Source organism: Staphylococcus sp. FSL K6-0223 (genome assembly GCF_038008285.1).
This window is the reverse complement of record NZ_JBBOYX010000001.1, coordinates 438,871-464,053: the sequence shown is the minus strand read 5'-3', so window position 1 is coordinate 464,053 and position 25,183 is coordinate 438,871. Positions and strand designations below refer to the sequence as shown.

Annotated in this window: 21 protein-coding genes; 1 reads left to right on the top strand and 20 read right to left on the bottom strand. The window is 30.0% G+C overall.

Annotation, left to right across the window (positions count from 1 at the left end; translation table 11 throughout):
* Positions 1-44: 44 nt before the first annotated feature.
* Both MHI13_RS02160 and MHI13_RS02155 read right to left on the bottom strand, forming a co-directional pair.
* Positions 45-1,277: an acetylornithine deacetylase gene (locus MHI13_RS02160; RefSeq protein ID WP_070547880.1), complete on the bottom strand. Its 1,233-nt coding sequence runs from the start codon at positions 1,275-1,277 to the stop codon at positions 45-47.
* 122 nt (positions 1,278-1,399) lie between these two features.
* Positions 1,400-2,095, bottom strand: coding sequence for an SDR family oxidoreductase (locus MHI13_RS02155; RefSeq protein WP_070647434.1), 696 nt, complete (start codon positions 2,093-2,095; stop codon positions 1,400-1,402).
* A 156-nt stretch (positions 2,096-2,251) separates the two neighbouring features.
* Between MHI13_RS02155 and MHI13_RS02150 the strand changes: the two genes are divergently transcribed.
* Positions 2,252-2,533: a DUF1413 domain-containing protein gene (locus tag MHI13_RS02150; RefSeq protein WP_017175015.1), complete on the top strand. Its 282-nt coding sequence runs from the start codon at positions 2,252-2,254 to the stop codon at positions 2,531-2,533.
* A gap of 155 nt (positions 2,534-2,688) precedes the next feature.
* Here the strand turns inward: MHI13_RS02150 and MHI13_RS02145 are convergent, their stop codons facing one another.
* The 18 genes from MHI13_RS02145 to MHI13_RS02060 all read right to left on the bottom strand — a co-directional run bounded on the left by MHI13_RS02145 (position 2,689) and on the right by MHI13_RS02060 (position 25,130).
* A complete protein-coding gene (locus tag MHI13_RS02145; RefSeq protein WP_002448449.1) occupies positions 2,689-2,880 on the bottom strand; it encodes a hypothetical protein in 192 nt (63 codons plus the stop codon).
* A gap of 246 nt (positions 2,881-3,126) precedes the next feature.
* On the bottom strand, positions 3,127-4,197 hold the full coding sequence (gene dcm / locus MHI13_RS02140) for a DNA (cytosine-5-)-methyltransferase (RefSeq protein ID WP_242276220.1): 1,071 nt from the start codon (positions 4,195-4,197) through the stop codon (positions 3,127-3,129).
* A 199-nt stretch (positions 4,198-4,396) separates the two neighbouring features.
* On the bottom strand, positions 4,397-5,359 hold the full coding sequence (locus MHI13_RS02135) for a phospholipase D family protein (RefSeq protein WP_145423076.1): 963 nt from the start codon (positions 5,357-5,359) through the stop codon (positions 4,397-4,399).
* Positions 5,360-5,361: 2 nt separating this feature from the next.
* A complete protein-coding gene (locus MHI13_RS02130; protein ID WP_070647429.1) occupies positions 5,362-6,051 on the bottom strand; it encodes a hypothetical protein in 690 nt (229 codons plus the stop codon).
* A 1-nt stretch (position 6,052) separates the two neighbouring features.
* Positions 6,053-7,009: a hypothetical protein gene (locus tag MHI13_RS02125; RefSeq protein ID WP_070647427.1), complete on the bottom strand. Its 957-nt coding sequence runs from the start codon at positions 7,007-7,009 to the stop codon at positions 6,053-6,055.
* A 2-nt stretch (positions 7,010-7,011) separates the two neighbouring features.
* On the bottom strand, positions 7,012-9,048 hold the full coding sequence (locus MHI13_RS02120) for a hypothetical protein (protein ID WP_145423074.1): 2,037 nt from the start codon (positions 9,046-9,048) through the stop codon (positions 7,012-7,014).
* A complete protein-coding gene (locus MHI13_RS02115; protein ID WP_145423072.1) occupies positions 9,045-11,813 on the bottom strand; it encodes a Z1 domain-containing protein in 2,769 nt (922 codons plus the stop codon). Before MHI13_RS02115 ends, MHI13_RS02120 begins: the two co-directional genes overlap by 4 nt.
* 182 nt (positions 11,814-11,995) lie before the next feature.
* The gene (locus MHI13_RS02110; protein WP_070491828.1) at positions 11,996-13,237 is read right to left on the bottom strand and encodes an LlaJI family restriction endonuclease; all 1,242 of its coding nucleotides are present in this window, start codon (positions 13,235-13,237) and stop codon (positions 11,996-11,998) included.
* On the bottom strand, positions 13,230-14,732 hold the full coding sequence (locus MHI13_RS02105) for an McrB family protein (RefSeq protein ID WP_070491825.1): 1,503 nt from the start codon (positions 14,730-14,732) through the stop codon (positions 13,230-13,232). The genes MHI13_RS02110 and MHI13_RS02105 overlap by 8 nt, the downstream gene beginning before the upstream one ends.
* 60 nt (positions 14,733-14,792) lie before the next feature.
* Positions 14,793-16,310: a DNA cytosine methyltransferase gene (locus MHI13_RS02100; protein ID WP_070647423.1), complete on the bottom strand. Its 1,518-nt coding sequence runs from the start codon at positions 16,308-16,310 to the stop codon at positions 14,793-14,795.
* Complete coding sequence (locus MHI13_RS02095) at positions 16,303-17,298, bottom strand: DNA cytosine methyltransferase (protein WP_145423070.1); 996 nt, start codon at positions 17,296-17,298, stop codon at positions 16,303-16,305. The genes MHI13_RS02100 and MHI13_RS02095 overlap by 8 nt, the downstream gene beginning before the upstream one ends.
* Positions 17,299-17,833: 535 nt before the next feature.
* On the bottom strand, positions 17,834-18,700 hold the full coding sequence (galU, locus tag MHI13_RS02090) for a UTP--glucose-1-phosphate uridylyltransferase GalU (RefSeq protein ID WP_017175024.1): 867 nt from the start codon (positions 18,698-18,700) through the stop codon (positions 17,834-17,836).
* 157 nt (positions 18,701-18,857) lie between these two features.
* Entirely contained in the window at positions 18,858-20,213 is a 1,356-nt protein-coding gene (locus MHI13_RS02085) for a gluconate:H+ symporter (protein WP_145423068.1), read from the bottom strand.
* 43 nt (positions 20,214-20,256) lie between these two features.
* Positions 20,257-21,795: a gluconokinase gene (gene gntK / locus MHI13_RS02080; protein WP_054105871.1), complete on the bottom strand. Its 1,539-nt coding sequence runs from the start codon at positions 21,793-21,795 to the stop codon at positions 20,257-20,259.
* A 22-nt stretch (positions 21,796-21,817) separates the two neighbouring features.
* A complete protein-coding gene (locus MHI13_RS02075; RefSeq protein WP_049334723.1) occupies positions 21,818-22,498 on the bottom strand; it encodes a GntR family transcriptional regulator in 681 nt (226 codons plus the stop codon).
* 117 nt (positions 22,499-22,615) lie between these two features.
* The gene (locus MHI13_RS02070) at positions 22,616-23,338 is read right to left on the bottom strand and encodes a MerR family transcriptional regulator (RefSeq protein ID WP_049413696.1); all 723 of its coding nucleotides are present in this window, start codon (positions 23,336-23,338) and stop codon (positions 22,616-22,618) included.
* 91 nt (positions 23,339-23,429) lie between these two features.
* Positions 23,430-24,305, bottom strand: a complete 876-nt coding sequence (locus MHI13_RS02065) for an alpha/beta fold hydrolase (protein ID WP_145423066.1) — start codon at positions 24,303-24,305, stop codon at positions 23,430-23,432.
* Positions 24,306-24,428: 123 nt separating this feature from the next.
* Entirely contained in the window at positions 24,429-25,130 is a 702-nt protein-coding gene (locus MHI13_RS02060) for a GTP pyrophosphokinase (protein WP_049413692.1), read from the bottom strand.
* Positions 25,131-25,183 lie beyond the last annotated feature (53 nt).

Genomic DNA, 25,183 nt, shown 5'->3' with positions numbered 1-25,183 from the left:
ATAGCCAAGTCGTGTCATTCAACAGCACGACTTGGCTTTTTAATTTATTTCTCAGGATGTTCATACCAGTGTTTTAAGAATGAATATAACACATTACTATAAGTTTGAAGTTCTTGTGCTTCTATCTTTTCATCCACACTATGGGCTTCTTCTAAACTACCTGGACCATATAAAATGGTTGGAATATCAAAATGAGCTGTCCAACCTCCATCTGTCACTGTGGTACTCATACCATGTTTCATTTCGCTATGATGAACGTGATAATGCGCATCTTGTAATTGTTTAAAGCCTGGATGTTCTAATGGAATAGTGAAACTTGGGAAAATTTCTCCCTTATCTTCTATCATTGATTCACCGCCCCATTCGAACTGTAACGGGTTCTCTCTCAACCAAATGTCTGCATCTGCAACACGATTTAAATACGTTTCTATCTCTTTTGTAACGTCTTCATAACTTTCATTCGGTAAATAATGAACCGTAATCCATAAACGACATTCATCAGCAATAAAAGCAGGATGACGTCCCCCTTCAATAACTGCTGGATTAATCGTATTCGCACCTGGTGGCATGCCAGGACTATGTTTCATTACTGCCCAGTGTTGTTCAAGTTCATTCAGTGCTTGAATGATTTTAGTCATTTTTTCAATTGCACTCGCACCAAATAAACCTCCGCCAGCATGAATCGTTTGACTACGTGCACCATCATGAATGGTATTCTTACTTTTAACAGTAATCCACCCTGTAATGACCCCGCCTTGTCCAAGTGCCATATTTTCACTTGTATCTAATACTAATGCTAAATCTGCTTGAGGACCGATTTCACATGCGCGTTTTGTTCCCGCTTCACCCACTTCTTCTCCTACTACAGATTGCACGACAATGTCTCCTTTAGGTCGTCGTCCTTCTTGATATAGTTTTTCAAGCACATAAAACAGCGAGGCCATACCGCCTTTCATATCACTCACACCACGACCATAAAGCCATCCCTCTTTTTCAGTCAGTTGAAACGGTGGATATTGCCAATTAGAATCATCGTCCACATTTGCCACATCTACGTGACCATTGAGAATTAATTTAGGTGCATCCTCATCTTCCCCGTTTAATGTTGCGACGATAATACTATCATTTTCATATAAATGTTCACGTTGAATATCAAAGTTTAGTGTTTTTAATATGTGCTCAATCTCATCTTGTAAAGGATCCGTATTACGTCCAGGAGGACTCTCCGTATTATATTTGACTAATACATCTAGCAATTCAAATAAACGTTGTTCCATTACTTTATCACCCTTTTAAGTTATATGATCTTTCAATATAAGTGTAACATTTCAACACTAATATTGACTAAAAAAGGAGCGTTCCCTACCATAGGCAAGAAACGCTCTTATTCTCATTAGATTTAAACTGGACGAACGATGACTTCATTAACGTTCACATGTGCAGGTTGTGTCACTGCATAAATCACCGCATCAGCTATATTCTCAGGATCTAATTTCTTTCTATCACCAAAGTCATATCCTTCTGTCATAGGCGTATCTACCATTCCTGGTAAAATACTTGTTGATTTAATGCCTGTTCGCGCAAGCTCTTTTTCTAAAGCTTCTACGATACGTAATACAGCAGATTTCGTTGCACTGTATAATGCACTTGTCTTATTAACTTCAAAGCCCGAAATAGATGCCATATTGACAATATGACCACTAGATTGTTCTTCAAAATGAGGAAGTACGGCATTCAGACCATATAATAATCCTTTAATATTCGTATCAACCATTTTATCCCAATCGTCTACTTTGTAATCTGTGATTTTAGAAGATAAGTTAATGCCTGCACAATTAACAAAGATATCGACTTTTCCAAATTTAGCAATCGCATTTTCTACGAGCGCATCAACGTCATCACGATACATCACATTGGTTGGCGTAATAAGGTAGTCGCCTTCATTCAAATGTTCTGCAACACGTTGTAACTTCTCATCACTACGACCAGCTAGTACAACTTTAGCGCCTTCTTCAGCAAGTCGTTTGACTGTTGCTTCACCAATTCCACTACTCGCACCTGTAATAATCGCAACTTTATCTGTTAATTTAGCCATATTCATCATCCTTTATTGTTGTTTATTCATTCAATTTCCATAATTCTCTATAAATAAACGTCTGTATCAATTTAAAGTCTCAATTATAGATTGTAATTTAAAAGTAAACGTAATAAAGTGAAGATATATATTACTATAAATAAAGGGGAATAGAATATGTCTGTGATTGCGAAAGATTTTAGTCCATTAGTTCAAGCATTACGTCAAAAAGTAGGCCGCACAAGTTTTTCATTTCGTTTCGAAGATTTATTTACTAAAGAAGAATGGTTAAACATGAGTGTCAAAGAACGCACACGTCAAGAAAGAGAATTTATTGCACGAATGGATCACATTCCAAATATTCGAATGCCTTTTTCTAGTGAAGAGGGCTATAAGTTCAAATTGTATAATCAAGAGTATCAATATAACGAAGTGAAGAACAACTTTAAATCTTTATAATAAAAAACCCACATCAAGGGAAGTGAGATGTGGGTTTTAACACATTATCCAAAAATGATTGGGGGTATATTTAGGGTATGCCCTCGATTGCTCACCAACGAGGGCATGACATTATACGTTCATGAATGTTATAGGAGGTCATTCAATTCTGTATTTTAATTTGTAACTAGTGTTTTACGTTCGAGACCATAGAAGTATAAACGTTCAGCATCTAAATACGACATTGAATCAATTGTCATATATCCATCTTTTATATCACTAATTAATCCTTGGTTTACGCCTGTTTTTAAATAAATATCGTAGCTACCTTCTTCAGAAAAAATAACGCCTTCTATTACCTTTCTCATTAGTATCACTCCAATTACTTATTCCTTACAATTCTTATCATACACGCTTTTTTTTATTTTAAAAGGGGTATGTGATGATTTTCACAAATAGTTCAATAATTTAAAAATTTGTTTGTTCATTTTTTCACATGTAAGTTGAATTTAAATGATAAGTATGTTAGGGAATAGAAAAATGCGTGCAATTTGCTCCTTTAGGAATGTCGCAAATTGCACACATAAATAAAAGACTTAAAAACATACTAAGTCTTAGCTTTTAAGAAATTGATTATTTAGAATCGTCTTTTCAATTTCTAGCATTTGAGAAAATATTTTTTCAAGAACATTCACAACGATACTATTACCAGCTAAACGAATAAGCTTAGAATTAGGTAAGATTTTTCTATCATTTTCAAAAACAATATTATTTCTCATTAAGTTATTAAAATCTTTTTCATCAAAACCCATTAATAAAAAACATTCTCTAGGAGTAAGGTTTCGATACATTTTATTTTTTTCTACCAAATTGATTTGATCATATAAAATAATACCCGAATTAGGATGTCTATCTTGTTTGGTAGTAATAGTTCTAGCAATAGTATTATCAAATGCAATATTATCTTTAGCAAGATGTCTATTTAATTTTAATATTTTTTCTCGAGATGGAGTAAAAGTTGGAGTGCTTTCTATAGCTTCATGTCTATATATATCATTATTATAATCAAGCTTTAAATACTCAGATAAAGGATGAAAGTTAATAGACTGATAATGTTCTAAGTTATTTTCAAATAAGTATTGTTCTAATTTTCTTTGTTGATATTCATTATTGACTTTAATACTCATCATGTAAGTTCTTATTCGACTTTGTGGCACTCCAAAATTTCTAGAATCTAATGTATATATTTGATTTACATATCCCAAAGATTCTAAAAACTCACACCACTCAATAAAATTATCTTTATGCTTATCTGATAAAATTTCACTTACGTTTTCCATTAATAAGAAGTTAGGTAGCGTTTTATCTTGTTCAACATACTCTTTTAATATTCTTTCAATTTGCCATAATAATGTGCTTCTATTATTGGCATTTCTATCTATACCACCTTCATTTTTATGCCAATGACCGCTTTTTGATAAATCTTGGCATGGAAACGAATATGTAAGTAAATCAGCATCAGGCAAATCTATAGCTTTTACCGAAGTGATATCTACTAAATTATTTGTTCTTCCAATTGCAATTAATATTGACTTAAGTTGAGTCATATTTAATGCACTTAAACCTCTTTGAGTCATCGGTTGTTTTCCATCATTAGATAAACTATATTTTGATAAAACCTTCAAAATAGATTCTCTCGTATGATGTCTTAGTGGTTTAAGATCTTGTGAACCATTATGAATGATATCATATGCATATAAAGCGCCAATTTCCCATTCAACAGTTGCTACTACTGAATAATCAATATTTAAGTTTTTTAATGCTTGAGCTTGGCTGCCTATACCACTAAACGTTTCTATTACTCTAAAAATTTTAATTCCCCCTTTAATTTGTAAATGTTAATAAATATTTATTACTATCAACTTTTTTGAAAGTAAAGAATTTATAACCAAAATACTCTAGATGTTCGTGAGTTATAGGGGTTTTTTCTTTTAAACCAATTATATTACTAAAATAATCATACAAATTAATATTTAGAAAATGTAATTCTCTATTAAATTCCCCATCTAATTTACCTTTTATAGATTCTCCCTTAAAATCAATGATGTCAAGTTCAGCATCTTGAATAAAAAAGCTTTTCATATCAGCTACATTATTATAATTAGATTTAATTAAATGAGGTTTCCTATTAGAAAATTCGCCATTTATTCCTGAACTATCCCATCTCTTATTAGCTTTTAAAGGTACAACAATTGGTAATTTAATAAAAACATCTGAATTATCCACTTTTAAGTCAGATTTTATATTATTTTTTTTATTAAATTCTTTAATATTTTTTTTAATAGAATCGATATCATTAAAAATATCTTCTCTTAAATTTCTTTTATCTACAATTTGCAAATACTCATTTATTGATTTATCATTACATAATTTTGACTTCTTTTTTTGATCATCGAATAATTCATTTAAAGACTCATTAGTTTCACATAATAATTCATTATTAAATATAAATCCATTTTCTGTAAAGTTTGCAGAGCCCGCAAAGCTTTTAGTCTCTTCACTGTTAGAAAAAACATATGCTTTAATATGAGTTAAAGCTGCCTTATACTGATAATAAATATTTACATTTTTATTTATACTCATAATTCTTAAATACTGTTTATGATTAGCTCTTAATACGCCTTCTTGACTCATACCAATGAATAATTCTATTTTTAAATTAGGAAATTCTTCTATAATTCGTTCTAAAAAAGATGCTGAAGCATATCCTGAAATAATCGATAACTTATCATAAATTTTACAGTTTTCTTTTAATACATTTAAATATAGTTCATTATTATAAATCATTACTATTGGACCTTAGCCATTTTAAATAAACTATCAACATATTTTTCGATTCCCCCATCTACTAACTCAGGAGATGTAGTAAGAATTTTAGCAGTGTTTAATTTTAAAACTGTTCTAAATAAATTTCTTGAGCTATCATTATAATTTGCATATTGTTTCATAATTTCTCTAAATAATTCAACATTATATCCTAAACCTGGTCTTTCAACTAATTGAAGTATAGTATCAGTCGTATTATCTATTAAAATTTTGTAAGTTTCGTCAATACTATTTTGCCATGACAAATGAATATACCACCATATCGTTTTCAACCAAATTCTACGTGACGTTTGATAAAAGTGAGAAGCATTCATTCCCCATCTGGCATGTACAATATCTGGTATCACTTTAATAGATAAAAATCTCCAAATTTCGTCATTTGCCGCTACTCTATTAGAAAAATCGTCATCTTTTCTTAAAATATCATATAACTTTAATCCAAATAAAACGTCAAATTGATAGTCCAATTTATTCGCATTATCAAAATTATATTCATCATATAATGAATCTCTAGCTTCAATTAATTGTTCACGTAAATGTTCAAATTCTTCTGGAGGATTAATAGGTTCAATTTCATTTATATTAACGACTAGTTTATCAAAGTCTTTATTGGCATTACTTATATCGTATCTTACATTTTCCCAATTAATCATATTAATTTGTTTCCTCCTGATTTAAATTTTCAATACCATTCATAAGACTATTTTGTATAGAAAATATATCACTAGTATCTACATTAAAAGTTTTTACCCAATATGAAACAGCTGAAAGAATTGTACCAGGAAGTAAATTTCCTTCATCTTCTATAGAATATTGTTCAATGAGAATTACTTCTTGAATAATAAGGACCATAGCTTGCATAATAATGTGATTCATATATCCAAGATTAATTTTTCTTGTTTCTTTTTTCACTTCTGAAAACAGAGGATGTTTAATATTAAATGCAATACTTACATTAGATGCATCTAATGTATCTTCATCTGGCGATATCCAATTTTTTTCAATTTTCCACAATGGTCCTTCTTTATCTTCAAACTCTGTAATAGGAAAACTAGATCCTACTCCATCCACTACTAATTCAATAGGATTTAAATCTTCATAAGATAAAGTCATTCCTTGTGTATTTGCCATATATGGTAGCGTATCTTTTACTTCTTTTAAGTATAAAAAGAAATCTAGATTGATTACTCCTCTAATCGTTGAAGGCTCAAAATTATAATCAAATGTAATTTCTAGTTTATTTGCTTGATTTTTAAAAGATGCAATTCTCACTGTTTCTTGAAAGCTAGAGCTTTTTGAATAAATATGTACTGCTAAACCTATAGTATTATCAGTACATGTGATACCATCTTTACCGAATAATAAATATGGTTTTTCAATAATCAATTTTTGCTCTAATCTAAGATTGTTATCGTAAGGAGACCACATTGAGTCAAATTCATTAATATTAATAGAAACTCCATTTTCGCTATCTATTGAAATTTCTTTTTCTTCTTCCAAATCATTAGAAGAATAATATAGTCTGAGTTGTTCGAATTTAACCCCTGCTTCATCAATAAACTTCTCATTTAGCTTTCTATATAATGCTATTTGATTTGTCGAAAGAGTCAAAATTAATCATCTCCTTTCTCTTTATATTTATCTGAAGCTATAGAAACATTAGGTATAAAGTCTAAGGTATTAGTTTTTATAACCATTTCTCCAGAGACAATAACTTTATCGTTACTCATATTTTTTATAATAAATTCATCTAAATTATTAGACTCTTGATAAATTGATATTTGTTCATCATTAAATTGTTCAATATTTTTATTTAAAATCTGTTCATTAATTTTATTTATTTTAATGTCACTAATTTCAAAAGGAAACTGAATTTCTTCTCCCATCGTTTTTATCCAGTCTTTTTTCGTCATTTTTTTCTCTTGAGATAAAACTTCAAGATAAACAACACTAGTAGCTGTATTTTTAATACTTGCTTCAAACTCTACTTTCACTGTATTTCTATCAATTGGTTCAGAAGATAAAATATTGATATCAGCTAATCTATTCTTATCACTTGAGATTCTAGAATTAGTATTATTTTGTCTCTTACTTGTAGAAGTTCTTCCATAATTTTTTGGAGGTAAAAATAACTTACCAAATTTTCTCGAAATGCCTGACGTAGCTGATGATTGTTTTTCACTATCATTACCTTGATAAAAATCACTTATTATTTTACTTGTTGTAATTTTCATTCTATTTATAATACCGAATCCATCTTCGTCTATCCAATTAGCATGGTCAGCATTTTCTGTTGCTCTTAAATATTGTTCAAGCTTATCATAGCCTTCTTTTTGAAATTTTATTGCTAATGGTCCTTCCGAATTAGGTACAAAAAAACCAATTAGTAAATCATTTTCATTAAACAAACTTGCTTTAGGTGCCCATTCACCATCAATACTATACTCAACAATCATCCCTGGTTTTCTACAATAAGCAATTATTTTAGAACTATTTTCTAAGACTTTTTTCTCATTTTTTAGGCCAATTAATTCTAGCGGTGAATATCTATTATCAGGGGGCGTCATTTTAAGCTCTTCTTTAGAAACTTTTTTAAAAGCAATATGTCCTACCGGTGTCTTGCTCGGCTTATCCATACCATTTTTCTTTAGATAAATGGGTTGAGTGACTATTGTTTTGTCTCCACTTTCTCCCTTTAAAGCACTTGTATATAAATCTTTCATCATTTCAAAAAATGGTTCTATATTATAGTTATCAAGTAATGGTTCTTCATTTACTCGTGCAATTAATTTAGAATTATTAACTAACTTTCTATATTCTTCATTATTTAATCTTGGATTATACCATCTTTGAATTGCATATTTTAATGCTAGCTCTTTATCTTCTTCCCAAGGATAAAGCTTTTCCTCATCTTCATTTAAATTAAAATCTTTTAAGTAAGGTATGATAATCGTTGTGCCTGTTTCTTCGTTTGTATATTGACTTAATCCAAATATTTCTAAGAACGCTTTAATTTTTTCTGAATCAGTCAGAGGAAAGATTCTTTCATCTGATTCATCTTTATATTCTCCCCACCAAGCAATACCTCTTACATTATTCGGTAATAGTTTTTCTTTTTGTTTTGGACTTTCTATAAGCGAAGCAATTAGTCTTTCTTCAAAACCATTATCAGTCTTCACGCGAGTATAATAGATAACTATTCCTGCTCCAATTCTGAAATAACTCGTTTTTCCTAAACCCCAGCTACCACCTGCTCCTTCTGCTTCTTGATTTTTGCCTATACCAAATACTAATTTATAAAAATTACTTTTATTTAATTCTTCTGGGTCAGTAGAACTATAATTCCCTGTTAAACCAGAAGTATTTTCATCTCTTATTGCAATGAAATTTTCATATTCCTTGTATTTACTATTTAAATTGTCTTCTATACCTTCAAGGTTAGTTGCAAGTTGATAAGAATTGAAATTTCCTAATGTAAAATCTACAATTGTTTCACTACTTTCTGGTAGTGTAGCATCTAAACTATTTTGTAAAGACTCTCTAACCATAAGATCTACAATAGGTAAACTCTTATTTTGTAACGATCTTAAAATTGCATCACCATCTTGAGCCATGCTTTGTAAGTCATTGGGAGCATTCTTTAATTTCATTTTTCTTTCTCCTCATTCTTAAAATCTTCTTTAAATTCATCTTCATCTATCATTTCATCTTTAAAATCAATTTTTGCAGAAATATAAGTAGTATTATTACCTTTAGAGACTCCTGGAAGCATAATATTTATTCCAATAATGTCCTCTGGAAAATCTAGTTTTTCTCTAGATTCTGGATTTTTGACTTTAATATCCTTATCTCCCTTATTAATTCTATAAATAATTAATTGAGGCACATTACCATATCCATTTTTTTCCCTAGTATTACGAACATCTATCATTTTAGCTGATCTTCCTTCTTTTTTTTCAAGAGGAGATTCTATATCAGAATATAAATCTTCTGGTACTCTTAGGGTGCCAATTGAAATTGTATCTCCTTGACTTCTTTTAACCAATTTCGTACGAACAACTGAATTCACATGAAATCCATTGATATTCCACTTATGGTTTTCTGAAGAAGAAACTTTTCCTGTTCCTGATAAAATAACACTCCAACCGTTAAGGGTGCCTCCATTTGTTTCGAGCCATTCAATTAAGGCAGGTAACGCTCGCATTTTAGTATCTATTTGTGATACTTTATAATCTTTTAAGAAAGCCTTAATTTTCGAATTATCAACATTTCTCCATATAAGTTTATTATTTTTAACCTCACAGTTCTTTAACTCTTCAAGAAAGCCTTTTGTTATATTTAAATTATGTTTTAACATGTCATTATTTTTTTCGAAATATACTGTTTGACTATTAAATCCAAAAAAGTCAAATTCTCTTTCAATAGATGACTGTTGTTTATTGTTTGATGTAATTCTAATTAGTTGATAATCTGGTGAGTTCTTGATACGTGGAGCGTAGTCTATAGGTGTATTTCCATTGATGGCATATTGTTGTATTTCTTCTCTTAATTCTTCATTCATTTGACTTAAAAATAAGAAGCGTCTGTTAGCATTTTCATCTAACCATACTCTAGGAAAAATTTCATATCCTTTTCTATAACCAAACCATCTTCCCATTTGCATTAAAGTATCGGCTTGATTTGTGGTACGTAAGAAATAAGTAGTAGTTAATCCTTCTAATGTTAAACCTCTTGATAAAGTGTTTCCGCCTATAACAATAAATGCTGGGGCAACCTCAGGCATATTATTTTTATCAGGATATATTAATCTTACTTGTTGATTATTTACTCTTGTTCTACTATTATCTATTGCTAAATGTATTCCATTATGAAATACTGGGGCCTTTTCCTCATTTAATGGTATATAACTTATAAATTCATCATCATCAAGAGAAATCATTTTAATTAATTGTTCTTTAACTTTTTCCCATACCGGATATTCTGGCACAAGCTCTGGTGTAGAATAACTTCCCATACCCTTAAGAAAAACTTGTTTATTCATAACATATTGTTCAGATTCATATAATTCATGAAATTCTGATAACACTTGTTCGTCAAAATTATCTTTTAAATATTTAATATAATTTTGAACTTTGTCAGCAATGATTTCATGATGATCTATTTTAAAACTTGTATGTATTAACATACTAATAGGTTTTTTTAGTGAATATGTTCTTATAGCACAAACCGTCAATATAAACCATCTTATTGAATCCTTAAAACTTCTTGGTATATTTTGTCCAGTTTCACCCTTTTGAATATCTTTTATCAAATTTGCATCTGTTTCACTAATTTCTTTTATAATTTCAACTTTTGGACTTTTTTCTGGCTCTTCCATACCAAAAATTTGTGTAGGTCCTATATAATCTTCAGATGGTTCTAATAAAGTTATAAAGTCTTTAGGATATAACGAGTCTTTACTAGTTTCATTTAATACATTTGCATAAGGAGTTGCAGTATAAGATATATAATTCATCGCTAAGAATGATTTATCATTCACTAATTTTTTAATTAATTTATTAATTGTTGAATTTTCTTCTTCTATATCTTTAGTATTAATACTTGCTTGATCAGCTTCATCATCTATTACTAGTATTCTCAATTGCTTTGCTTTATTAGGGTCTGATTTTAGCCATTTAATCAAGCTTTCCAATCTACCTTTATTTTTCAGACACACAGTAAAATACTTATCCCTAGAGTTATTACTTAAATTATATTTGCTAATATCGTGTTCTGGTTCTCTAGATCTAATAGTCGGGTTATCTACACGTGTCCAATCCAAATTTCTTAACTTCACATTTTTTAAATCATCGTATAGTCTTGAAGCTGTTTGTCGTCTTAAGTTTTCTATAACACCTGATAAAACAATGAAATAATTAAAACCATTATCAGCAGCCATAGCCATCAATCCTGCCATATTAGCTGTTTTTCCAGACTGAACATTACCAACTACTAAACCCTTTATAGGTCCGCTCTCTCGAGTATCAAATTGTAATGATTTTAATATCTCAAATGAAGATTTTTCTATATTAGTAATTGATTTTTCAGAAAAACCTTTATCTTCAAGTTTTTGTTTATATGTTTGCCAAGATGAATAAATAGTATTAGGTATTTTAGCATCATTTTCGGCGTTTCTTCCTAATTTGACAATATTAACTTCCTTTTCTAACTGATACATTTCTTCAACAAGTTCTTCCCATTCTTGTACTGTCAATCTCTCAGCAATCAAAGCAGAAGATAGATTATCTAACATTAGTTGTGTATCGGTATTTTCATTACCTAAGTTTTTGATCTCTTCCCAACTTTGACCTATCTTATTTAATCTATGATGAATATGATTTACATATACTTCGTATTTACTATCGTTTATTTTCATAAATATCCCCTTATAAAGTATTTTTAATATATTAATTATATAATATGTATATGTATAAATAAATATATTGCAAACCATAATACTATAAAACAAAAAAGATATCATAAAATACTGGCTTAGCAGTTTTTTATGATATCTTTATTTAATTCATAACCTTCAAATTAAATATTCTATCTCTAATATCAATTTTTTATATTGTTTTCAATTTTGTTTAGCAAATATACTAATGATTTTCTTTTAAGATATGATTTTATTACTAATTTTATATCTATAACAAAAGCGTACACATAATCAAAATCATCTTCGTAATTTTCTACTGAGGTTCTTCCTATATATTTTATTTCTTTATTTAAAGATTTAGGTAATAAAAAAATATTTTTAATACTATCAAATTCTTTAGATAAAGAAAGTCTATAATACATTTGTTTTACTATGCTAGACCATCCAGGTAAACTAGATATATCATTTTTATTGATTAAATAGTATTTTGCATCAATAATAAATAAATTTTCTTTTTTTTGTTTTAAAATATCAGGTATTTGATCAAGTTTTCTAACCTTTCCATTAAATTCCCAATAAGGTTTAGGAACTTTATCAAATAGAATTTTATCTTCTTCAAAAGTAACTCTTAGCATTTCTTCCCAAACAGTATAAAAATATGGTGTGGCTAAGACAAATTCGAAATTATTATCTCTATAAATTTCTAGATAAGTAATTAATCTTTTTAATAATTCAATATTTCTATCTATAAAATTTTTTTCTAATTCTTTTTGTAATAGCTTAATTTGAATATTCTTATCTATTTCAATATATTGATGATTGAAATTTCCTTCAAAAGTAAATAACCACCCAAAAACTTTTTCGCATTCATACATAATATTATTATGTATAATTGAAATAAGTTCATCATTATTAATTACGCTTTTTTCCGAAATTAAATCCAACTGAATTAGTTCGTCATTTTGAATATATGGAGTATATTTTTGAATAGATTTTTGCCAATTTATTTTACCTTTTTGATTCTTTTTGATTATTTTATCTTCTAATTTATAAATACCGTTAGCTTTAAAATCATTGATTAGCCACTCAACTAAATTTATAAATTGTGAAGTATTAGTTTCTTTACCTAACCAATCATATTCATAATCTTCTAATAAAACTTCATTTTTATAATTAATTAAACATTCGAATAATAACTTTGCAAAATTTTTATAGTCAGTAAAATCTCTATCTTTGTAACCTTTAGGTAAGAATAAATAAAATTTATTCTCTAAATTAATTATTCCACATATTCGAGCTTTGTATTTAGTAACTTCTAAATTTATTTTTATAGTATTAAAATAATTTTTTTCTAATAAACTTTTAGGAACTTGAGTTTCACAATAAACTTCTCCTTCAATAAATATCTTATCAATATTATTCATTTTCTTGATTTCCTAAATTAACCTTTTCTAAATTTTGAATTTCTTGTTTTAATTCAGGAGCGAATATTGACAGTCCATTTCTTTTAAATTCTTTAATTAATTGTGCGAATGTATATATATTAGGAAAAAGTAATTTACGATTATATCTAACAACATCATCCCATAAATATATAAGCAATTTACTTGCTATCAAATCTTCATCTTGTAGTTCTTTTTCATTTAAAAACCATTGTCCTATAAGTTTATCTTCTTCAATCCCATTTCTTGATAAAAACATATTTAGTGCTTCACCGAAATCTTTCCAATAAACATTCAACGAATCAATTTTTTCATTATATAGATTTTCATTATTAAAATTAATTGGCATATATTTAAATTCCCAACGTCTTTTAAAAGCACTATCTAGTACTTGAACTCCTTGATCTGAACTATTCATAGTAGCAATTATACTCATATTTGAAGGAATAATTATTTCACTTATTCTAATATCTTTTAAATTATTACTCAGATAATTCATCACATCTTTATTTACTATTCCATATTTACTATTTCCTTTATCATCTCTATCTAGGAGTTGAAAAATATCACCAAATACAGCAGCAGTATTAGCTCTATTAATCTCTTCAATAATTAAGCCAAAACTCTCCTCTGGATTTTGCATAGCTTTTAATAGTACATTAGTAAATGGTCCAGGAACAAAATCATATTTTACTTTTCCCTCGTCACTAACTGGTCTTAAGCCTCCAACAAAATCAAAATATGTATACTCTGGATGAAAAGTAACTCTATCATAATTAGGATAGTCTACATTAACTTGATATGATTTGCCTGTTCCAGGCGCACCATAATAGATAATATTTTTTCCGCTACTAATTCTTTTATCACGAATTAATAAACTTGTATCTACAAAAGTTGAGTTCTTTCGGTTATCTAAATTGAAATAAGTCCCTTCGATTAACTTGACATTTTCAAATTCACTTTTTTTCATTATAAAACCATCATATACTAATTCTTTTTTTCTTTTCAGTAATATTAATACATCATTTTCGTCAAAACATTTTCTGAAATTTACAAATACTTTATCTGATTGGCTAGTGTTACCTAATTCTAACTGAGGACTATTAGGTCTACTATATTTTATAGAAGCTTTACCGATTATTGTATCGTCTGAAAAATCAAATTTGTTTTCTTCATTTACATATTTTATATTGCTTTTATGTATAACTATAGGTAATCTCAAAATATAAAAAGACTTCATTTTTTGTTCTCTATATTCTTCTTCTACATAACGATGTATTATAATATGTGGAAAAAAATCAAAATTTTTATTTCCAGTAATAGCTATATGTGATTGATGTGACTTACTATCTTTTTTAATAATATTAGTAGATGCTAACTTTTTTATTAATATGGCATCGTAGTTTTCTTCAACTATATTTAGATTGCAATATCTTCCCAAAAATTTCTGTATTAGAACAAACTGTTGAGTATACATTGAATCCTCCTTTTATTTCGTTTATATCTATAAAAAAAATACTACTAAAGATGAATTTAATCAAACTTTAGTGGTATTTTCTTTAAGAAAATTATAGATTTCTTCACCAATTATTTTACCCATTAAAGGGGGGACACTATTTCCAATTTGTTGAAAAGTCTTGGTATATGCACCTAAAAAGAAATAATCATCTGGGTATGACTGAATTCTAGCTGCTTCTCTTGGAGTTAAACCTCGCGCTTGAAATGGATGAATATACATATTACAGTCAAATTTCATATGAGCTGTAATGGCTTTACAGTATTTATCTGGAATTAATTTATAGTATTTATCCTTAAATATATGACTTCTACTCTTATAAGGCATGATATCTACAATTCTAGGACTATCTGACTTATCACCAGGAAGCATTCTTGAAAAAATTTCTATATCTCTGTCATTATTATATCTAGCTTTATGATTAAATATAAAACCATTTTCATAGCCATTATTTATAGTTTTAACATATTCACTTTTTTCTTCTTCAAGATTTCTATCTATAATATACCCAGACTCTTTATCACCTTTAGTAGAATTTTTTTTACGAGAAGCACTTACTTTTTTCAAATCTCTAATTGCAGGAAAAAAGCTATTGTCTAATTTGAAATTTTTAAATTCAATTTCATTTAGTAATTTCTTAGCATGATTTTCTGTTATTTCAGATATATCCTTTCGAATACCTATAAAAATTAATCTTTCTCTATTTTGAGGAATGCCCATATTTAATGCATTAAGCACTTTATAACTTATATAGTAATTAGCATTTTGACTATTAACATCGGAAATTACTTGTTCAGCTACTTTTTCCATTCCCCTCACATTTTCCATTATAAATGCTTTAGGTTTTAAAATATGAATTGCTTGAACATAATATTTATAGAGATTATTTCTAGGATCATCTATAATTCTTTGTCTATTAGCATTTGAAAATCCTTGGCAAGGAGGCCCACCTATTACTAAATCTATATCTTCTTCAATATATTTTTTTATATTTCCAACAATATTTTCAATTCCATCTAAAATTATATTCTTACCTTCTATTTCTGGATGATTAAAATGATAAGTTCTTAAAGCTGTTTTATCTACATCATTTGCAAGCACAGATTGAAAACCTGCTTGAGAAATACCTAAAGACAACCCTCCTGCCCCACAAAATAAGTCTACAAAAGTATATTTTTCTTTAAACTTATCAGTCGATATTTCATTTCTTAATTTTAAACAAAACTTTTTTAATTCTACAATATTAGAAATATCAATATTTATTAATTTATTTATTTCACTAACTAATTTTTTAAGTAACGTCTCTCCGATAATCCCTTCCAAATCTTGAATATTTTCATCAGTTCTTAAGATCCCAAAATCCCTTAATACTCTTATCGTTTCCTCACTTATTGATTGCTCATCTTTATCACTTATGTCTAGTAATTTTATTGTATTTATAAGATGTTCAACCATTTCAATAAACTCTTTTTTTTGCAAAATTTCTCTATCAAATACATTATTACTAAAAGCTAAAGATTTTATCTTCAATTTATTCATTATTCCTTTCTAGAAATTCATTTATTGATCGTGCTAAATAATAACTAACATTAACAGCAACAGCATTTCCGAATTGACGATATAATTGTGTATCTGACACTACGTATTTCCAATCTGAAGGAAAACCTTGTAACTTCCTACATTCATTAGGAGTTAATCTTCGAATAGAAGATATTTCTTTTTCATGAGTATCTTTAAATAAGTTTCTATTTTTTTCATCTATATAATAATTATCTTGATTTGCTCTATGCATTTTGTGCATTGTAGAAGTAAGCGGCCTAGCAATTTCTAGTCCAATCTCTGATTTTGAATAATATTTTCCACTTCCATGAGCTAATATAGTTGGGAGTATTTTTTTTGATAAAAAATACTTTTTTTCAACATGTTTATCTAAAATGTCATAAACAGTACTGTTTAATTCAATAGGTGATGGAAATACATAATTATTATTATTTTGAAAATAGGTTTTAAGAATACAAACCATAAATACTCTTCTTCTAGTTTGAGGAAGACCGAAATCTTTAGCATCAAGCACTTTAGAGTAAACTTTATACCCAAGATCATCTAATATTTGAACCATCTTTTCATAAGTTTTCCCATTATTATGTGTTAATAAATTTTTAACATTTTCTAAAACTAAAATCTTTGGTTTTTGTTTATGAAGCTTAATTATTTTTTCAATAGTAAAAAAAAGCGTTCCTCTTTGATCTTGAAACCCTAACTTTTTCCCCATTAAACTAAAAGGTTGACATGGGAAACCAGCAATTAATATATCATGCTTAGGTATAGTTTTATATATATCATTTAGATCTCCTTCATAAATATTTGAATTAATATTTTCTTTATATGTCTGTACTGCATACTTATCAAAATCATTTGCCCAAATAATTTCAAATCCTTCGTAAATAAATCCTAAATCTAGACCACCCACACCTGAAAATAGACTAACAACATTAAAATTATTTTTCTTTTTTAACTTTCTTTCCATTAAAAATCTCCTCATTTAAGGAACATATGTTCGTTTTTAAATATTTAATTTTATTTTAACTATTTATTAATACATGTTCAATTAATTTAACTAATAAAATTTAAATATACATCTTGTATGTTAAAAACTATTTAATTTTATTTTCTATTGCGATAACAATCATAAGATTACAAAAAAATTCAATTCAATATTAATGTCTATCTAATATCTTAATTTTCCCGAAAAGTGCTATTATTAGTCGAATTATTGCTATTGCAACATCTATGATATTCAAATTTTATATTATATAATAAAAATGTCTTAGGAGAAGTCCTAAGACGCTGAGGAAAAGTTTCTCAGAAAAAAATTTTCTGGGATGTTGAGGATTTATGATTAGAGAAGTGTTTGTCGACAATTTATATCTTCTCTAATTAGGGCACGCCTTAGCGGAAAATAGGGTGTGTCCTGTTTTTAGGTTTAGTTTTGATGAGATTGAAGTGTCTAAGAAGATTGAAGAATAACCACTTGTTCTTCAATGTCTTAGGCACTTTAATTATTATAATCCTAAATGTTTAATAAATGTTACGAGTTCATCTTTCATTTTAGGATCTTTTAACGCATATTCTATTGTCGTTTTAACGAAGCCTAATTTTTCTCCAACATCATAACGATCACCATCAAAGTCATATGCATACACTGGAACAGCACTATTCATACGTTCAATCGCGTCGGTTAATTGAATCTCATTACCGGCGCCTTCTTTTTGTGTTTTTAAATAATCGAAAATTTCTGGCGTTAAAATATAACGTCCCATAATCGCTAAATTAGAAGGTGCTGTACCTTGTTTAGGTTTTTCAACAAATTGTCTCACCTCATAGCGACGACCCTGTTTCTCTAATGGATCAATTATGCCATAACGGTGAGTCACATTTTCAGGCACTTCTTGCACTCCAATAACAGAATGTCCTGTTTCTTCATATATATTCATTAATTGTTTAATCGCTGGCTCTTCAGATTCCACGATATCATCGCCTAATAATACTGCAAACGGTTCGTTACCAATAAATTGACGTGCAGTATAAATGGCATGTCCTAATCCTTTTTGTTCTTTTTGGCGTACATAGAAGATATTCGCTAAATCTGTAGAATAATGTACTTTTTCTAGTAAATCTGTTTTACCTTTTTCTTCAAGGACCATTTCTAGCTCTTTTTGATTATCGAAGTGATCTTCAATCGCACGTTTATGTTTACCAGTCACAATAATAATATCTTCAATGCCTGCACGTGCCGCTTCTTCAACAATATATTGAATCGTTGGCTTATCTAAAATAGGAAGCATTTCCTTAGGCATGGCTTTTGTCGCTGGTAAAAAACGTGTTCCTAAACCAGCCGCAGGTATGATGGCTTTCTTTATCTGTTTCAAACTCGAATATCTCCTTTGCACATTCTGTCTTTTATATTATAAGTAAGTTTATCATTCTTTTATTGTCATTCATAGCGATTGACTGTATTCTTTCATGATATAAAAAATAAGAAGCAAGATTGAAATTCAATGATTTCTCTCTCACTTCTTTGATAAGTTATACAAATAAACTAATGAATAAGATAAAGATGATGCCCGATACTGAAATGATGGTTTCAAGTAATGACCAAGTTAAGAATGTTTCTTTCACAGTCAATCCGAAATATTCTTTAAACATCCAGAATCCCGCATCGTTAACGTGTGATAAGATAACGCTCCCTGCACCAATGGCAAGTACGACAAGTGCCACATTGGCATCTGAATGTTGTAATAATGGTAAGACGATACCTGTTGTTGAAATTGCTGCGACTGTTGCTGAACCTAGTGCGATACGTAATACTGCAGCGACAATCCATGCTAATAAGATAGGTGACAGGGTTGAGCCTTCGAATAACTTAGCAATCGTATCCCCTACACCGCCATCAATGAGAACTTGTTTAAATGTACCGCCACCACCAATAATTAAAATCATCATCCCAATTGGGTAAATAGCATTCGTTACAGATTTCATAATGTCATCCATTTTTCTTCCTCTATGTAAGCCCATTGAAAAAATAGCAAAGATGACTGAAATTAACATCGCTGTACCTGCTGTACCGATAAAGTAAATGATTTGTTCAAACAGATTTTTAGCATTTTCATGTCCAGTCACTAACTGAACAACCGTTGATAATAACATTAAAATAACAGGTAATACAGCAGTGAGTATACTTAAACCAAAACTTGGCATTTCAGATGCTTTAAATTCTTTTTGTGAACCAAGTGCTGAAATATCCCCTTCACGTGTATAAGCAGATGGGATGAGTTTTTGTGCAAATTTATTAAAAACCGGACCTGCAATGAGTGTCACTGGAATGGCAATGATAATCCCATATAGTAACACATGTCCAATATTCGCCTTTAATTCTTTTGCTATAACTACTGGACCAGGATGTGGTGGTAAAAAACCATGTGTCACAGATAATGCTGTTACCATAGGTAATCCTAGTTTCAGTGGTGACACTTTCGCACGTTTAGCAATTGTAAAAACAAGTGGAATGAGTAATACTAATCCTACTTCAAAGAATAATGCAATACCAACGATGAAGGCTGCAATTAACATTGCCCATTGAACATGTTTTGGTCCAAATTTATCAATCAGTGTATCCGCAATACGGTTGGCGCCTCCACCATCTGCCAGTAATTTACCAAGTATTGCGCCTAATCCAAAAATGAGTGCAATATGACCTAGGGTGCCGCCCATACCTGCTTCTATCGTTTCCATTACTTTATTTAAAGGCATACCTAATAAGATGGCCGTTACAATAGATGTAATAATTAATGAAATAAATGTGTTGAGTTTTAAGAAAATAATCAATGTTAATAGTAATACGATTCCAATAACCACACTTGCTAGTGTCCATATTGTTCCCATTTGTCTTCTCCCCTTTAATGTTTCATTTATTTAAATACGTCGATTAATTCATATGTTTACGTTGAAAATCTGCAATTTCTTCATAGCGATCTTCGAGTGTACGGCTTAAGTTTATGAATATCGTTACAAGTTGTTGATACATATTTACTGTATCTTGGTTCGGTTGATGTGCATAAGTCGTACCAACCATATTTTCGATAATTGAATAATCTTCAATATCTCCCAATGCTTTTAAACCAAGGACACACGCACCTAGACAAGAACTTTCATAACTTTCTGGTACGATGACATCCGTATCAAAAATATCTGCCATCATTTGACGCCATACTTCACTTTTCGCAAAGCCACCTGTTGCTTTAATCGTATTTGGTGTTTCATTCATTACTTCGATAAGTGCTAAATAAACGGTATAAAGGTTATACAACACCCCTTCAAGTGCAGCGCGTATCATGTGTTCTTTTTGATGTGACAATGTTAAGCCAAAGAATGAACCACGCGCATTCGCATTCCATAAGGGTGCACGTTCTCCTGCAAGATACGGATGGAAAATTAAGCCATCTGCACCTGGCTTAACACGACTCGCTATTTTAGTAAGCACATCGTAAGGATCCACTCCCAAGCGTTTAGCTGTTTCAACTTCACTGGCGAGTAATTCATCTCTTAACCATCGAAGAATGACACCCCCGTTGTTGACCGGTCCACCAATCACATAATGGTCTTCATCTAAGACATAACAGAAAATGCGACCTTTATAATCTGTACGCGGCTTATCAATAACTGTACGAATCGCACCTGATGTCCCAATTGTGACTGCAACTTCCCCTTTTTTATAACTATTGACGCCTAAATTTGATAACACGCCATCACTTGCGCCAACTACAACCGGCGTATTTTCATCGATGCCCATCAATGTGGCATAACGTTTTTTCATCCCTTTTAAAATATGGGTCGTTGGTACAAGTTGAGGCAATTGAGAGGCTGAAATACCGAGTAATTCAAGTGCTTCTTGATCCCAGTCTAATTGCTGTAAGTTAAACATACCTGTTGCTGAAGCCATAGAGTGATCAATCACGTATTCTCCATAAAGTTGATAGAAAATATATGTTTTAATATCCGCAAACATTGCAGTATTTTGATAAATATCTGGTTGTTCATGTTTCATCCAAAAGATTTTAGAGAGTGGTGACATAGGATGAATGGGTGTACCTGTGCGTTTATAAATGTCATGTCCCCCATATTGCTCATTTATCAAGTCAGCATATTGATTCGCACGATTATCCGCCCAAATCATGCTTTCAGTTAAGCGCTCGTGTTGGCTATCTAATGCAATTAAGCTATGCATTTGCGCACTAAAAGAAATGAGTTTAATATCTTCTTTATGCACCCCAGATTCGCGAATCACATGTTTGACTGTCATTAATACGGCATCGAATAATTCGTCAGGATTTTCTTCTGAAACATCAACATTTGGCGTATGTAAAGGATAGCCAATATGATGCTTTGTAATAAATTGACCTTGTTCATCATAAAGTACTGACTTCGTACTTGTTGTTCCAATATCTACTCCAATCATGTATTTCATATGTATTCCTTCTTCCTTCTATTTATTGTAACCAAAAGCTTTCAATATCCTTACCTACATCGTCAAAGTTTAAATGAAACGCTTCTCTTAACGTATCCGTATCATAACGTTCTACCGCTTCTATAAATATCGAATGATTACGGTGTATTCTGTCAAAATCTTCTTTATTTGTTCTCATTCGCTCTCTCATTGAACATAATACAAGTACTTCTACAATGGGTTTCAAATGATTCCAAAATGTTTGAAGGTAGTGATGTCGAGAGGCGTGAATCAATGCTTCATGAAATTGAAGATCATGTTGCGTAAAGGATTCAGCATCTTCAAATTGAACAGCGACTTTCATCATTTCTAAATGTTTTCTCATTTCTTTAATCACTTTTTTTCTATCAATATGCTTTAATTTTGAAAATGCAAAGGATTCAAGCATTAATCTCAAATCATATAATTCTTTCTTTTCTTGTTCACCAAATTCAAGAACCCTTGCACCCATACGTTCGAGGTGAATGAGTTGATTCGTTTGCAGCAATTTAAATGCATCTCTAACTGGAGAGCGACTGACATCGAATTGTTTAGCCACTTGATTTTCAGTTAGTAATGTATCGGGTTCAAGCGTACTATTAACAATCTGAAACCTAAGTTCCGCAGCGATACTTTCCCCTGTAGTCATTCTGTTTTTCCATTGTTTCGGATAATGCTGTTCCATGTTTTCACCTCAATACGTTAACTTGTATACAAGTATAGTAATACACCATTTTAAATTTTGCAAGCGCTTACTTTTTTGTAATTTAAAAAACCTAGCTCATTATAAGCCAGGTGTTTATTACGATTCGTTTTGGTATACTTCGATACAATAATGTGTTTGATGGCAGTTAGGACATTTTAGTTGTCTTGTTTTAGGTGTATGTTTCGCTTTTACGAAAACACCTAATGTAGGTTTAAATGTATGGTGACAATTCGGACACAGATATAACACCTTTTTTAAATATATTGCTGTCAGCACAATGGCATATGTGATTAAGATGGGTAATATAACAATCAATGGCTTAATTGAACGTCTTAATAGACTTAATAGTAAACCACTATATTGTATTATTCCTAAGATTCCAACACTTATCCAAATCTTTTTTCTAAAGTATGTTATTTTATATTCTTGTTTCATAGCATCATCAATATCAGTAAGATGGTTTATAGGCGCACTTGACTGTTCAGAAATGTATGTTTCGACTTTTTCAATTTGATTTAACGTATGACTGTACATCTCTACTTTTGAATGTAACGCATCTTTTCTCAATGAAAGTAATGTTTTAAACGTGTTCATATTTGTATCTTCATCAAGTAATGTCTTTATTTCATCTAACGTACATCCTAATTGTTTTAATACTAAAATCAGTTCAAGCTGCTTTACATGTTCGTCAGTATAATATCTGCGATTAGAGTCAGTTTGTCGATGAGCTATAAGTAATCCTCTTCGATCGTAATATTGTAATGTTCGAATCGTGACTTTACTCTGTTTTGCCAATTCTCCAATCGTATAGTGTGACATATCATTCACCTCCTACTGTTAACATAGCTAATGACGCTACGTCATAAGCAAGTATTATTTTAACATTTGCTTATGAAGTCTGCCGGTGGTCTCATTCTTCTTGAATCCACTGTTTAATGTGGTCAATAATACCTATTGTGCCATTAGGCAGATTATCCAAGACAGCAGGAAAGTCGATATGTCCGATACCAGAATATATGACTTCATTTACTTCACCGCCATATTTTTTATACATTTTCATTGTTTCTTGTGAATCCGTGTAAGGAATGATTTCGTCATCTTCACCTGAAATAAATAAAAGTTTAGGAAATTGTTCTATTTCTTCTATATCTGGAAGGTAATCTGCGTTTGTAGAATAAATAATATCTGTAATAATTGTTTTAATGGGTGCAATATATGAAAATAAATTACGAATGCTATTATTTTTGTTATGAAAAGATTTTTTCAAAATATATTGCGGTAAATTTTTAAAAGCAATCATCTCATCTTTAAAATGATCTCTTTTACTATTTGAAGTAAATAAACGTGACAACATGCTTTGATTTGGTGTAATACGTGCGGCGCTATTTAAATAAACTAGATGTGAAATAGGTAAAGTATTAAATTTTAATAAGCGTGTGCCAATCATCCCTCCCATAGAATAACCTATGATAACTAAATTTTTAATACCGTATGTTTCTATAACTTGTGAAAGCACATCATTGATACGCTCAGAATAATCATCTAACGTATGTTGTTCTCTTACAATGTTAGAGCTTTTGCCTCTACTTGGACAGTTAACAAAAATCAGGTTGTTGTCTCTAAAATAAGGTTCAAACAACAACATAATGCGATATGTCATCATTGCTCCATGTATAAATACGATGGTTTTATCTGCATCCTTATTTCCGGCAAATGCGACTTCAATGTGTTCACCCTTAAATTGTTTTAGTTCATATCGTTGTGACTTAAAATTCTGCTCAATCATTTTAAAACTCCAAAAAATATATATTACTATTCATTTATTTTATCATAAAAATATATCATTTTATCTTACATAAAAAAGCGAAACAATAGCTATACGTTTCTATCGTTTCGCTATATTACTAAACTATTTATCTTTATCTTGAATGTCTGAGTGAATGGTTTGCATTTTTGCTTCGACATCTGAGATTTCTACTGCACATTCTTTAAGTTTATCTTTATAGTCCTCAGTATTGGTATTATTTTTATAACGAATTTTATGTTCTAAACTTGCCCACATGTCCATACCTATTGTTCGAATTTGAATTTCTACTGGTGTAGCCTCTACTCTATCGGCTAGAAAAACTGGAATCGACACGACTATATGAAGACTGCGATAACCATTTTCTTTTGGATGTTCAATATAATCTTTACGTTTAAGTAATTTAACGTCCTCTTGTTTTAATAATAACTTCTCAATCACATAAATATCTTCAAGATAATTACACACCACACGGATACCAGCGATATCTAAAATATTGGTTTTCGCTGTTTCTGCATCTATAGTTAAACCTTTACGTTGCAATTTTTTAACTAAACTCGTCATTTCTTTGACGCGACGTTCCATATGATGAATTGGATTATGTTTGTAAATATGATTAAAATTGTCATCTAAAATATCTAATTTTGTACTAATCTCTTTTAATGCAGAAGAGTATAAATGATCGAGTTCTACGAAACCCACGAGTTTATCGAATGCTTCATCTCCATTCTTAAACTTATTAATATTTTCTTTGAATTCACTGCGTAACTCTTCAATGTACAATGATGGTTTTCTCTCTACGTACATATTTGTTGCCTCCTTTAATCATCACTGTATATTATATCTAACTCTTAAGTGAA